At 39.1% G+C, this 13805-nt stretch carries 9 protein-coding genes; 4 read left to right on the forward strand and 5 right to left on the reverse strand.

All coding sequences use genetic code 11. The annotated features are described in order from the left end of the window. The first annotated feature begins 8 nt into the window (after nt 1–8). Nucleotides 9–1772, forward strand: a complete 1764-nt coding sequence (locus ABDW32_RS15145; RefSeq protein ID WP_343563813.1) for a long-chain fatty acid--CoA ligase — start codon at nt 9–11, stop codon at nt 1770–1772. 233 nt (nt 1773–2005) lie between these two features. Here ABDW32_RS15145 and rlmB read toward each other — a convergent pair whose 3' ends face one another. Next, nucleotides 2006–2797: a 23S rRNA (guanosine(2251)-2'-O)-methyltransferase RlmB gene (gene rlmB, locus ABDW32_RS15150; RefSeq protein WP_343564181.1), complete on the reverse strand. Its 792-nt coding sequence runs from the start codon at nt 2795–2797 to the stop codon at nt 2006–2008. Between the two features lie 77 nt (nt 2798–2874). After that, the gene (locus ABDW32_RS15155) at nt 2875–4731 is read right to left on the reverse strand and encodes a DNA polymerase III subunit gamma/tau (protein ID WP_343563815.1); all 1857 of its coding nucleotides are present in this window, start codon (nt 4729–4731) and stop codon (nt 2875–2877) included. A gap of 284 nt (nt 4732–5015) precedes the next feature. Between ABDW32_RS15155 and ABDW32_RS15160 the strand changes: the two genes are divergently transcribed. Then, nucleotides 5016–6218, forward strand: coding sequence for a hypothetical protein (locus ABDW32_RS15160; RefSeq protein WP_343563817.1), 1203 nt, complete (start codon nt 5016–5018; stop codon nt 6216–6218). Between the two features lie 102 nt (nt 6219–6320). Here ABDW32_RS15160 and ABDW32_RS15165 read toward each other — a convergent pair whose 3' ends face one another. The 3 genes from ABDW32_RS15165 to ABDW32_RS15175 form a co-directional block, all read right to left on the reverse strand. Next, nucleotides 6321–6758, reverse strand: coding sequence for a hypothetical protein (locus ABDW32_RS15165; protein WP_343563819.1), 438 nt, complete (start codon nt 6756–6758; stop codon nt 6321–6323). A gap of 103 nt (nt 6759–6861) precedes the next feature. Further along, on the reverse strand, nt 6862–8319 hold the full coding sequence (locus ABDW32_RS15170; RefSeq protein WP_343563821.1) for a hypothetical protein: 1458 nt from the start codon (nt 8317–8319) through the stop codon (nt 6862–6864). A 157-nt stretch (nt 8320–8476) separates the two neighbouring features. Next, the gene (locus tag ABDW32_RS15175; protein WP_343563823.1) at nt 8477–11278 is read right to left on the reverse strand and encodes a TonB-dependent receptor; all 2802 of its coding nucleotides are present in this window, start codon (nt 11276–11278) and stop codon (nt 8477–8479) included. Between the two features lie 406 nt (nt 11279–11684). On the opposite strand from ABDW32_RS15175, the gene ABDW32_RS15180 reads away from it, so the two are divergent. Together ABDW32_RS15180 and ABDW32_RS15185 are read left to right on the forward strand one after the other, a co-directional pair. Then, a complete protein-coding gene (locus ABDW32_RS15180) occupies nt 11685–12326 on the forward strand; it encodes an ATP-binding cassette domain-containing protein (protein ID WP_343563825.1) in 642 nt (213 codons plus the stop codon). A 46-nt stretch (nt 12327–12372) separates the two neighbouring features. Next, complete coding sequence (locus tag ABDW32_RS15185) at nt 12373–13770, forward strand: FtsX-like permease family protein (protein ID WP_343563828.1); 1398 nt, start codon at nt 12373–12375, stop codon at nt 13768–13770. The last annotated feature ends 35 nt before the right edge of the window (nt 13771–13805 follow it).

The following is a 13805-nucleotide window of genomic DNA, read 5'->3' on the forward strand; positions in this document are numbered from 1 at the left end:
TTTCCACCATGCCAACAGCAACGAGATTATTTGATTTAGCCTATTTGCAACAGGAAACTGCACCTGGCTTTCCTATGTTTTCCTACAGAGACGGTGCAAACTGGGTAGCGGTAAGCAATACAGAATTTGTTGAACGGATCAATCGGGTATCCAAAGGTTTAATTGCTCTCGGCATCCAGGCGGGTGAAAAGGTTGCTTTAATCAGTGAAAACCGTATCGAATGGAATATTCTTGATTTTGCGATCCAACAGATTGGCGCTGTTGTCGTTGCGATTTATCCCAATATTTCTGAATCCGATTATAGCTTCATATTCAACCATGCCGAGATTAAAAACTGTATCGTAAGTTCCAAAAAATTGTACAGCAAAATTACTTCGATCAAGGGATTATGCCCTTTGTTGGAACATATTTTCACCCTGGATAAAGAAGCCGATTTACCACATTGGCAGCATTTCGTGGCTATGGGCGATTCCGTAACTGATGAGCAGCTTCAGCAACTACGAAATTCGGTCAATACCGACTCCCTAGCTTCGATCATTTATACATCGGGCACAACCGGCAACCCGAAAGGTGTTATGCTGACTCACCGGAATCTATTGGCCGACACCATGAGCAGTGAATATTCTTTTCCTGTAGTACGTGGAGATCGTGCGCTCTCCTTTCTACCGGTTTGTCACGCTTATGAACGTGTATTCCAATACGTTTATATGTATAAGGGACTGACTATCTTTTTCGCCCAGTCAATGGATAGTATTGGAGAAGATTTCAGGTCAGTCCGGCCACATATCTTTTCGGCTGTGCCACGTGTACTTGAAAAAGTGTATGAAAAAATTATTGCGACAGGCGAAAAACTCACCGGATTAAAACGTAGCATATTCTTTTGGTCTCTTCGTGTCGGTGAACAATACACATTGGAAAACCGCTCCTGGTGGTATGCTATCAAATTAAGTATCGCGCGCAAGTTAGTCTTTTCAAAATGGCGGGAAGCATTAGGTGGTGACATCAAAGGGATTGCATCAGGCAGCGCGGCTCTACAGGAAAGATTAACGCGTCTGTATATGGCTGCCGGAATACCTATTTATGAAGGCTATGGGCTGACCGAAGCTGGTCCCTGTATTGCCGTAAACTGTTTTAAAAGAGGGATGAAAATCGGTACAGTAGGCCTTCCGTTGATCAATATCGAGATCAAACTTGCCGAAGATGGCGAGATCCTCACCAAAGGGGCCAACAATATGATCGGCTACTACAAAAATGAGGAAGCTACTGCGGAGGTGCTCCAAGATGGCTGGTTATATACCGGAGATATCGGCCAATGGATTGACGGTAAATTTCTCAAAATAATCGACCGCAAGAAAGAGATGTTCAAGACCTCCGGCGGAAAATATATTGTCCCACAACAATTGGAATCCAAAATTGTCGAATCTTCCCTTATCGAACAGGTTATGGTGATCGGCGAATCCCGAAAATTCCCCGCAGCTTTAATTGTTCCAAACTATGCCAATCTTTTGGACTGGAGCAAAAATTCCGCACCCGCATTGGCAAAACTGCCCAAAATAGAATTTTTGAAAAGCCCTGAAGTTAGGCAGCAAATTGAGTCTGAACTCAATCAGATCAATCAAAATTTCGGTAATTGGGAGCAGATCAAAAAATTTGCAATTATTCCGAACGAAATGACGATAGAGACCGGTGAATTAACCCCTACCTTAAAAATGAAACGCAAAATCATTCTGCAGAAATATGAGAAAGAAGTTGAGGCGATCTACACTACTTAACGAGATAGAAAAAGCAACCTATTTCTCAGGATCAAACAACAAAGCATATAAGATTTCAGTAAGTGGATCGGTCACCTTTATCTATACATTGAAACAAGGATCCACAAGATCAGTATTAAATTGAGCCAATTCCTCTTGCTTAAATATTAAATTAAAATCAACAAGATCGAGGTTCAAAAAAATAGCCTTTGTCTCTCTGACAAAGGCTATATTATATTACCGATTTTCTATTCTTACGACTTCTTGGGCAGGCGTTGACGAATTGCTTCATAAATCACAACAGCAGCTGATACAGACACGTTAAGGGAGCCTATTTCGCCATACATAGGTATCTTGGCAAGATGATCTGCAATACGGATCAAATCATTCGACACACCTACATCTTCAGCCCCCATAATGACACAGGTAGGTGCTGTATAATCCACGTCATAGATACTCGACGTTGTTTTTTCTGTACTAACAACCAATTGTACTCCTGAATCTATCAAAAATTTACCCACTTTTGAAAGGCTATCGTGACGACAGACCGGAATTTTGTACAATGCGCCAGCTGATGTCTTAATTGCATCTGGATTAACCTCTGCGGATCCTTTTTTAGGAACAATAATCGCATGTACACCCGAGCACTCAGCGGTACGTGCAATAGCCCCTAGATTACGTACATCGGTCACTCCATCTAACATCAAAAGTAAAGGCGTTTCACCCTTCTCATAAATTTGAGGAAGGAGCTCTTCAATATTCTGATAAGTAATTGGTGAGATAACAGCAATGACCCCTTGATGGTTTTTCCGCGTGATACGGTTTAGTTTCTCAATGGGCACCTGCTGAAAAGCAATATTATGCTCTTTCAGTAAGGATTTCAGTTCTAGAATCAAACTACCGCTTAATCCGCGTTGTACAAATAGCGATTCAATCTCTTTACCACTATCGATTGCTTCGATGACGGCCCGGATACCGAATACCATCTGATTTACTTCACGTCTTTCGCCTTGATCGCGATCACGTCGCTGAAAATTTCCTTGCATCATAAAACTAAATATTACCTTCCAAAATAGAAGAGATTGCAAAGGTACAAAAATTAACAGGAATTAGAATGGTAGATTTAGCTTAAACCCAAGTTAAACTCCTTACGTAAAGTATCTAAAAGCGGATTTTTGTTAACCATTGCCTGGTACTTCTCCTGCGAAGTATACGGTTTGCGTGAAACCGTAAATTCCATCATCACCCCTTGTAGATCCAGCGCAAAATTTTGCAATTTTACCCGAAGGTAATTCAAGACATCCACTTTCGCGCTTTGCAGTACATCCATTTGTACAGCGTTTTCGACATCAATCTCGATCAGGGTACCATTCAACCGCGGTTGAGTAGCAGTCATCATCGTATAGAGGTTAATTTTATTTTCGGCCTTCAACCGTTCAGCATAAGCATTCCAAATGGCAATAAATTGATTAAAGCTAACCTCACGCTGTTCGGTACCCCTTATTAATTCAGGTTCATCGCCCTCTTTGGCAACGGAACTGTTGTCATAAATCGTGTTCAGATCCGGTAATGATGGAATAATTGCTGCGGCTGAGGCTCCCCATCCACCTTTTTTTACTTTTGGAGGCACATTTGAAACAACATCATTTTTCACTTCAGGCTTGACGACTGAAGACTGGGAACTGGAAACTGGCGTTTGTGGATTGGAAGCTGGTGCTGCTGTCAATACCGTTGATGTTGGTACCGCATTTTGCACTGCATTTCCCGAAAGGGCTGACGTAGAAGAACTTTCTTTCGGTTGCGGGATTACTGGCTCAGGAAGTTTTTTTTTTACTCCTTCAGCAGCTGAAGGAATCTGTACAGAACCAAGCTGGCTTAACTTAATGGCATTTGCGATGTGACACATTTTCAACAAAGCAAGTTCGACCTGTAAACGTTGGTTTTTGCTAGTCTTGTAGTTTATTTCACACTGATTTGAGATATTCAATGCTGACAATAAAAATCCAGAAGAGGTTTTCTGTGACTGCTGTAAATATTTCTGACGTATACTATCGCTAACTTCCAATAATTTTAATGTGGCAGGTTCCCTCGCTACCAACAAATTGCGAAAATGGGCAGACAAGCCGGCAATGAAATGACTTCCATCGAAGCCATGGTTTAAAATCTCATTAAATGTCAAAAGCGTCTGCGCAGCATCCTCTGCCAGGATCGCATCCGTTAGCTTAAAATAGTAATCGTAATCCAGAATATTCAGATTATCGATAACCGCTTGATAGGTTACGTTTTTATTTGAGAAACTGACAATCTGATCAAACATAGACAGCGCATCACGAAGACCACCGTCAGCCTTTTGAGCAATGATATGTAGACCATCCTGATCATACGCAATCGCTTCACGATCCGCTATTCTCGCTAGATGACCCGCCATGTCTTCCACTTTTATGCGATTAAAATCAAAAATCTGACAACGTGAAAGAATCGTAGGCAGAATCTTATGTTTCTCGGTTGTTGCCAAGATAAAAATTGCATAAGAAGGTGGTTCCTCCAATGTTTTCAGAAAGGCATTGAAAGCAGCCTGCGAGAGCATGTGCACCTCATCGATGATATAGATCTTATACTTTCCGGCCTGTGGGGGTATACGAACCTGATCAATCAGATTACGGATATCGTCTACCGAGTTGTTAGATGCAGCATCGAGTTCATGAATACTGAATGAATTTCCGTTTTGAAAAGATTTACAGCTGTCACATTCACCACATGGCTCAGTACCGGGCAAGATCTGCTCACAATTTATCGTTTTGGCCAAAATACGGGCACAAGTAGTTTTACCAACACCACGTGGCCCACAGAATAAAAATGCTTGCGCCAACTGATTGTTGTGAATTGCATTTTTTAAAGTACCCGTAATGTGTTGCTGACCTACAACCGAATCAAAGGTAATCGGGCGGTATTTACGTGCAGAAACAATAAAATTATCCATTGCACGAAGATACGGATTTTAAAAAAGAAAACAGAGATTCTAAAACCTAAAAATCAAAGTCAGCCCGTCCCCTTCTCATCGCTGCGCTATTTGGAAGATAAACAAAGGAACGCAAATGCATCGTTAATTTGTAGTAGAGTTCCGATCAAAAGAAGCAGATACAGATAAAAGGTGAATAACGTCAAGAAAACTGTAATCGCAAAAACATTTTTCTCAAATCTTTATAAAAAGCAGTTACAATTTGTTAAATTTATATTACACTAATGTTATCAAATTGTTAAGAATTGAATATCAAAGGATGCCATATTGCTTTTTTAACCATTTTATGCTGGTTAGTCTGCAGTCTTTCAGCTGTTAAAGCACAACGTCATGATTTTGATTTTTATGATGGGAAAGTTTCGATTAACGTTCCATCATCCTTCAATATTCCATTCAATGATAGTCTCACAGGAGCTCATATCCAGGAGTTTTACCAAACCGCAGATCAGGCAGCCTATCATGATCTGGTAAATTGTTTACTCGAATATAAAGCTAAACAACACCTCAATGACTGGGTGTACTATCAGCTTGTACGTCGCACGGCGCAACAGATTGCACCAAAAGCAGAGAACTATGCACGCTATACACTTTACAAATGGTTTCTAATGTGCAAATCTGGATATGATGCCCGTTTGGCTGTAGGAAATAACCAGATTATCTTTTTCATTCAGAACAATGAAGATATTTCTGATATTCCTTTTTTTGAAGTTGACGGTAAAAAATATACCTGCTTAAATTTCCATGATTATGGAAAACTATTTCAACGTGCCGACACTTATATCCCCGTAAAGATTAAAGTACCGGAAGCTGCACGTGATTTTAGCTATAAAATCACAAAGCTGCCCGATTTTGTACCTGCAAACTACATCGAAAAACAAATTGCATTCAAATATGGGCACAAGGCCTATCATTTTAATGTTAAATTGAATAATGAGATCAGCGACCTTTTTAAAAACTACCCGGGGGTCGATTTCGAGACTTATTTCAATATTCCACTAAGTAAGGAAACCTATCAATCCCTTGTTCCTGCGCTCAAAGAAAACCTAAAAGGGAAGAAAGAAAAAGAAGGCGTAGATTATTTAATGCGGTTTACGCGCTACGCTTTTCTGTACGAAAATGATGAAGAAAATTTCGGAACGGAAAAACGGCTATCTCCAGAACAGACCTTATTAAATAAATATAGTGATTGTGATGATCGTGCGGCGCTGTTCTTTTACCTTGTCAAAGAGATTTACAATCTCCCGATGATTACGCTGCTCTACCCTACGCATATCACCATGGCCGTTCAATTCGAACAGCCTATTGGTGACGACGCGATTTTATATAATGGAAAGTACTATTCAGTCTGCGAACCTACACCGCAGGCTCAAAGTCTGGCGATAGGCCAACTGTCTGATGAACTTAAAAAACAATCGTATCAGATCGTATATCATTATGAGCCGAGGTAAAATGCTGTTCCAAAAGCTACCGACAATTTTAAATTAAAGCAAGAGATAAAGATTATACCTTCCCTATGTTTTTAAGCTTATCAAACACGAAGACTCATTTTTTCATAAATAAAGTGTATCGATAAGTTTCAATAGGTTAGCATACTTCCCATCTGTACGGTGAGCGGCAATAGTAATTGTATTTTCTCTGCCTTTGTATTTTAGTGTAATCACATAATCCGTTCCGTCCACACAGCGCGCGCATTCCTGAATTTTAGCATCCATTAATTTATAGGTATCGATATAGTTGGACAACTGTTCGAATGTGGCATCACTTGTTTTATAAACTTTATCTTTTGGAGCTTCCGAAACAATGCTTTTTGGATATCTAATTTCTGTTTTATTTTTGTCAATAATGATATTTACAACGTCACCCCAACCAGAAATGCCTTTTATTTCTATTTGAGGTCCAGCAGGTTCAGGATCAATTTTATCATCAGATTTCTTACACCCTAAAAACAGGAAAATACTTAACACAAATAAATAGATCGTTTCTTTCATAATTTAAAGTTTATATTATTTGACTACATAACGAAATATTTGCACTAAATGCGACAAAAAAAGTCCTGTTGTAAGCAGGACTTTTCTAAAAATTCTATGGATGTTATTTAACTTGACCTGGGGTCGTATATGGCAAAGTTTGTGGATCATAATGAGCCCAACCCTTTGTCCAATCTTCCGCACCAAAAGCACCTCTAAAAGTTACTTTCTTAAAGAAGCTATCTGAAAGTTTAGCATGCGTAAAATCCGCTCCTGTAGCTGCTACCGAGTTATCAAGTAGTGCAAAATCAGGAGTACCGCTACTGTTCGAAATATCCTTTGCAAAAAGATAAGGAGCTTTATACAAGGCAGCTGCAAATTGTTTACCGTCAAACACATTATTAGTTTTTAGAAGAGTTTCAAGCTGCGCGCTCAATGATCCGCCAACAGGGCTGATTTTAAAATCTACAAGGTTTCCGTAAAACAAATTGTTCGCAAAGACCGATTCTTTGGCAATAATATTCTTCGCTGTTGCTTCCGGCGTTTCGACTTTTGTATCATCAACGTGGATACCCGCCAGTCTGAAACCAGTGATCACAGAGTTCAATACTGAAATCGAGGAGTTTCTACGGATATGAATACCATGTTGATTATTTTCAGCAATAGAGTTTTTCTCTGTCTGTTTTGGACCTAATATAGTGACATTTGAAAAAACACCTGATGTTTTAGGACTAACATTCTTTCCATCTGCATTGTTATCAGATTCAAAGCCATTGGAGCCAGACACATCAGCAAGAGAAGGAACTCGTTGAGCAACTGCAAATTGAACTTTACCAGAATAACCAAAATCAGTATCAAAATCATCATCCCAAGTACCCACTGTAACAAGGTGTGATGCATTAACCGTACCACCGAACCATTCAAAGGCATCATCACCGGAACGATAGACCTGTATATAATCTAATGTTGTACCACTACCTACACCAGCTAAAGTTAAACCATTAATTTCATTATCTGGCGAGAACATAACTCCTGGAAACTCTATACGTACATATTTCATTATCCCAGAATTATCTGCGGCCTCTGTACCTCCATAATAGATGTAATCTTTTTCATTTTTACCCGCTGGAGCATTCAAACCGCCTTCAATTTTAGCTTCGCCTGCATTTACTGGAGCTTTCCCTAAAATAATTACTCCGCCCCAATCCCCTTTATCACGGGCACCAGCAGGCAATGCCGATGTAAATACAATAGGTTTCTCAGCAGTACCCTCAGCTTTGATTTTCGCGCCTCTGGTTATTGTTAAAGTTCCTTTTGAAGCTTTATCACCCTTAATAATAGTTCCGGGTTCAATGGTCAAAGTCGCACCATTGCTTACAAAAACAAACCCTTTTAATAAATAGATCTTATTAGCTGACCAAGTTGTATTTGATGTAATTTCTCCAGAGACGACAACGACATCTTTATCCACGGGGTTCGTTGGAGTTTCAGTATCATTACCATCATCTGTAATTTTTGTTTCTTTACAAGCTCCGGCAAATAATAAAGCTGCTAAGGAGAAAAATAAAAATCTTTTTTTCATTGGGATAATTTTTTTTATCGGCAACAGACCTACCGTCTGTTTATTTCGTGTTGTTGAATAGATACTGTAGCCGATTTGTTAAGTTTTATTTTGTTAATCAAAGGACTTAATTTGCTTTAACTTCAAGATTAAGACTGTATTAAATATTTGTTACCTATTAAAAAGTGTAATTAAATGATAATGAATAATTTGCACCCATTTTATATTTATAAAGAGTTTCATTTGGTTTATTTTGCGCTTTATTATCAAAATAAACATTCACAGCATTATTCAAAATATCACCAGCGTTAAATTTGATCTCACCTTTCTTATTTAATACTTTATAACCTATCTGGGCATCCAATACGTTGCGAGGCGCTTCATATGCGCTGGTGAATCGAATACTTCCAGCCTGAGCTATACGCTTTCCGACACGATTATACAGAATATTGACACTCAGCTTATTATCTAAGGCGCTATGTTGTAAACCAGCATTAATAACATACGGAGATTGTCCGACCATCGGTCTAGTTTTCTCAATGTAGTCCTGATCAGTTGGATTCTCTACTTTTGAATGAACTACAGACAAATTCAGGTAAGCGATGGTATTCTTAAAGAAATCATTATCCACAACAAAGCTTAAGTTTTTGCGCGCCTCCAACTCAACTCCATATAGCGTTGCTTTTGGTGTGTTGAAATAAGACACATCAACTGTCGAATTAACGTCATAACGCAAAGGTTCGATTGCATCCGTGAATTGTTTATAAAAAGCAGAAACTGACAATATTTCTCCAGCAGTAGGGTAAACCTCAAATCTTAAATCCGCATTGTTAATGGAACTTCTCTTTAGATTCACGTTACCCGAAACCATTCCTAAATTTTCGTAATCATAAAACTGAAAAGGAGCTAACTCTCTCAATTCGGGGCGTGCCAAAGTACGATAGTACGAGGCTCTCAAATTCATCTTGGAATCTATACTATAAGTAAAGTTAACGGAAGGCAATAAATCAAATTTCTTATCACTAACAACCTCTCTAATCTTATTTTGATTGTCAACATCGTTTGAATTGATTTTCACATTATAATTTTCAACGCGTAAACCATAAACTACCCTAAACTTATCATCAAATTTCTGATCTAGCATTGCATAACCGAAAGAGGTCAGTGAATTCGCATTGTATAAGTCACCGCTACCAACGATTTCATTGAATTTATAATAATTTTTATTGATCAAATCTGTTGAAAACAATTGATCTGGAGGTAAAGCGGTAACTCTTCTGATCTCATCAGGATCTACAGTCAATGCATTGATCTCGGCACCAACAAAACGTGCATCAAAATTACGTTTACGATATTGCGCACCGCCGCCAAATTTTACTGTTGAAGGAGCATCCAAAAAATTCATTGGTCTTGAATAGCCTGCTTCTCCCGAAAATATATTTTCATTCATCTCTGAAAATACCCGCGCATTATTCTTTCCTATACCGGATACATCCGCTAAATAAGGAATAGCTGGGTTCGTCTCATCAATATCCCGTTTGTAGTTGATCTTAGTCTGATTTGGTTGGCTATTACCTATATTACTCCAAGAAGCTGTCCATTTCAACTTATCATTTTTATCGCTTAAAACGTGCTCTCCGTCTATCGTGGATTTAAACAGTGATTTTTGCAAAATGTCATAGGCAAAGAACTTATTGTCCGATAATTTAGATGCATCGGTTCCTCGACGTTCTAGATAGTTATTGTCGTATGTACGATTATATAAGTTTTTCCATGTAATTTTATTTTTTCCGAACGAATAAGCGAAATTCGCTAACGCACCTAAGTTCGTCGAAAACTTATATACGTTATCGTTAAAGTCGTATTGGTACCATTTACGCTTAAGATCTAATATGGTATTTTGGGAATTTCTATAATTCACAGAGAACAAAGCACCAAAACGATTATTATTTTCATATTGTTTTACCTTTCCTAAGGAAAACTGATAGGTTTGAGAAGGTAAGGCTGACTTATTCTGAACCGCATAGTCGTTAGGCAATGATTTTAAAACCAAACGATTCCATTTCCCTGATAACCCAGCTTGGATATCCTCTCTCGCAGGGAAGTTCTTAGCGAGTTTGTTAGAACCATCATCAAAACCCAGATAATTTTGAATATTCTTTTTAGTTTGTAAGAAATCCTTGAACGTAGAGGCTGTATTATAACCATATCCCACACCAAAGGATACGAAATCCTTGTCTGGAATATCTTTTGTTGTAATCTGAACCGCCCCACCCGCAAAATCTGCCGGAAGATCCGGTGTCGCCGTTTTTGAAATTGTAATCTTATCAATTAAATTTGAAGGAATAATATCAAACGAAAATGCGCGACGGTTCGCTTCTGTACTCGGCAACACTGAACCATCCATCATCGCCACATTATATCGGTCACTAAGGCCCCTTACGATCACAAACTTATTATCTTGGATAGTGGTTCCGCTTACACGACGTAGAGCCTCAGAGGTATTTTTGTCGGGTGATCTTCTAATTTGCTCACTTGAGATACCATCCGAAATTAATGCACTGTTTTTTTGCTGTGCATATAATGCGCCAATGGATTCCTTCTTAAAAGAACCTGTAATCACAACTTGATCTAACATCTTACCTTCCGAATTATCAAGGACAATATCCAAATTGGTCATGTCATTCGCTTTGATCTCTACTTCGGTAATTTGTTTCGTAGCGTAACCGATATAAGCGTACTCGACAGTATATTTTCCCGCAGGCAAAGCAGGAATACTATACTTACCAGAAACATCTGAACTTCCGCCCCGAGAAGTTCCAATAACACGAATAGTTACCCCGGTAATCGTTTCTCCTGTCTTGCTATTTGTAATAGTCCCCATTAACTTCCCACTGCTCTGTGCATAAACTGTTGTTGACGCAGCTACGACGAACGTAATGGCAGCAGCGATTCTTTTAAGTTGTAATTGTGGTTCCAATTTATTTTGTTTTTTGTTTCTGCAAAGCTATTGGCAGAATATTATATTAACATTAACAACGAATTACCATTACGTAAACCACTTGTTAATTTAATGTTACCTTGCAAATTCTAACTCTAAATTTTAGATAAAATCCCGCCTGAAGTAGTATTTTAAGCGATTATTCGATTATTTCGATGAGATGATATTAATGAACTGTAATAAAATTATTAAGTCGAAAAGTTATTAACATATAAAGGTTAGTTTTAGGTTTTAGTACATTTTCTTATGCACAACATTGTAATTCGATAAGAATAGGATATTCGTTCGTACGATGTTTAAAAGCAGAACGAGCTTATTATTGCAATAATATTGCATATGAGCAGCAATTTCTCTAAGTTTGAATATATTTTCAATATTTGAGCATATGAGCAATCCGATCGTATCTACTGAACAGCTAACATTCCGATATACCCATGCGAAAAGCATCGAATTTCCGGACATCTATATCGAGAAAGGACAACATACCCTATTATTGGGTGATTCAGGCACAGGTAAAACGACTTTGTTGAATATGCTTGGCGGTCTATCCAGACCTGAAACAGGACATGTGAAAATCAATGATCAGGATCTTTCCCTATTATCTAACAGCAAGCTCGACAGATTCAGATCGCAATACATTGGTTTTATCTTCCAGGAAGCTCATCTTCTCAAAAATTTAACCCTACTGGAAAATATCAAATTGGCTCAATCTCTTGCCGGAAAAAAAGTAGCGGTGGATGAGATTCACCTAGTATTGAAACAGCTGCAATTGGATCATAAAAAAGCAGCCTATCCAAATGAATTAAGCCGTGGTCAATTACAACGCGCCGCCATAGCACGTAGCGTCATTAATAAACCGGCCCTGCTCATTGCAGATGAACCCACAGCAGCATTAGATGACAACAATACAAATCGTGTACTGGAACTGCTTTTGGGTATCGCCGATACCGCTGGCTCAACCCTGCTGATCACAACACACGACAAACGGATCAAAGATCAGTTTTCGAAAATGTATATCTTAAAATAATCGCTTAGGCCCCCTATTCATCACCCTCTTAGATTTAAAATTTGTTATGAACACGATACAGTTGGTTTGGAAAAATTTAAGTAGACAATTCGGTTCTGTCTTTTTGAGTATCTTACTGACAGCTTTTGGGATTTCCATTCTGGCGGTGCTCTCCATCACAGGTGAAACATTTGAAAAGCAGCTCGACAACAATAGTAAGAATATTGACCTTGTTGTCGGTGCCAAAGGTAGTCCCCTCCAATTGATCTTATCCAGTGTATACCATATCGACAATCCAACAGGAAATATACCCCTAGCGGAACTCGAACCCTTACGCCAGAATCCGCTTGTCCAATTGGCCGTACCCCTATCCCTGGGCGATAACTTTAAAGGGCATCGGATTGTGGGGACAGATTCTTCCTTTCTGGCGATTTACGATACTAAAATCCATGAGGGCCGCATCTGGCAAAAAGACTTTGAAGTCGTTATCGGTGAGCAGGTCGCTAAAAAACAGCATTTGAAAATTGGTGACCAGATCAACAGCTCACATGGACTGAGCAAAGATGGCCATAGCCATGACGAGCACCCTTTTACAATTGTGGGCATTTTAAAACAAAATAATAACGTAACCGACAACCTTATTTTGACCAACCTCGAGAGCGTTTGGGATGTTCATGGTATTGCCCATCATCATGCCGAACAGGAAACAGCAGCGCAAAGAGAACAACGTGAACGAGAAGAAGACCGCGAAGAAACGGTCAAAGCGCACCAACACCACCATGGCGAAGACCTCGAGGAAAATTCTTCGGCGAAGGCGTTAGCTGAAGAAAAAGAACAGCACGATCACGCAGATCATGACCATGAACACGAGGAAGAAGGCGTATTTGTCAAATCTATTGGAGCCGATATGGTAAAACAAAACGGACTGGAAATAACGGCTATCTTGATAAAATATCAGTCACCGGCCGCTATCGGCATATTGCCTAAAATGATCGACCAACAAACAGATATGCAAGCCGCCTCTCCGGCAATGGAAAGTACACGCCTGTTTTCACTCCTAGGTGTGGGAATAGATTCCTTGGCTATCCTTGCCTATGTCATTATGCTCATTGCCGGGCTGAGCGTATTTATTAATCTCTACAACGCGCTAAAACAACGTAAATATGATCTCGCTATTATGCGTACACTTGGTGCGTCCAAAAGAAAATTATTCAATATTGTTCTATTGGAAGGTCTGACCATAACGATTGTCGGTGGGCTGGTGGGACTTTTATTGGCACATCTGGCATTATACTATATCAGTAACCAAACGAGTCAGAGCGCTGACTTTATTGAAGCTTTTAGGTTACATCCAAAAGAATTGGTATTTTTGCTTATTGCTTGTCTCATTGGCGTCCTAGCAGCCTTAATTCCGGCAATTAAAGCATATAAGACAAGTATAGCTGGAACTTTGTCAAATAAATAGAATGAAAGAGCAATTGGGTTAACACATAAGAACAG

Source organism: Sphingobacterium sp. (assembly GCF_039596235.1).
GTDB lineage: Bacteria > Bacteroidota > Bacteroidia > Sphingobacteriales > Sphingobacteriaceae > Sphingobacterium.

What these genes read in the sequence shown, in the direction of transcription:
- ABDW32_RS15145 (WP_343563813.1), top strand. Translation starts at nt 9, where the DNA reads ATGCCAACAGCAACGAGATTATTTGATTTAGCCTATTTGCAACAGGAA.
- rlmB (WP_343564181.1), bottom strand. Translation starts at nt 2,797, where the DNA reads ATGCAAGGAAATTTTCAGCGACGTGATCGCGATCAAGGCGAAAGACGT.
- ABDW32_RS15155 (WP_343563815.1), bottom strand. Translation starts at nt 4,731, where the DNA reads ATGGATAATTTTATTGTTTCTGCACGTAAATACCGCCCGATTACCTTT.
- ABDW32_RS15165 (WP_343563819.1), bottom strand. Translation starts at nt 6,758, where the DNA reads ATGAAAGAAACGATCTATTTATTTGTGTTAAGTATTTTCCTGTTTTTA.
- ABDW32_RS15170 (WP_343563821.1), bottom strand. Translation starts at nt 8,319, where the DNA reads ATGAAAAAAAGATTTTTATTTTTCTCCTTAGCAGCTTTATTATTTGCC.
- ABDW32_RS15180 (WP_343563825.1), top strand. Translation starts at nt 11,685, where the DNA reads ATGAGCAATCCGATCGTATCTACTGAACAGCTAACATTCCGATATACC.
- ABDW32_RS15185 (WP_343563828.1), top strand. Translation starts at nt 12,373, where the DNA reads ATGAACACGATACAGTTGGTTTGGAAAAATTTAAGTAGACAATTCGGT.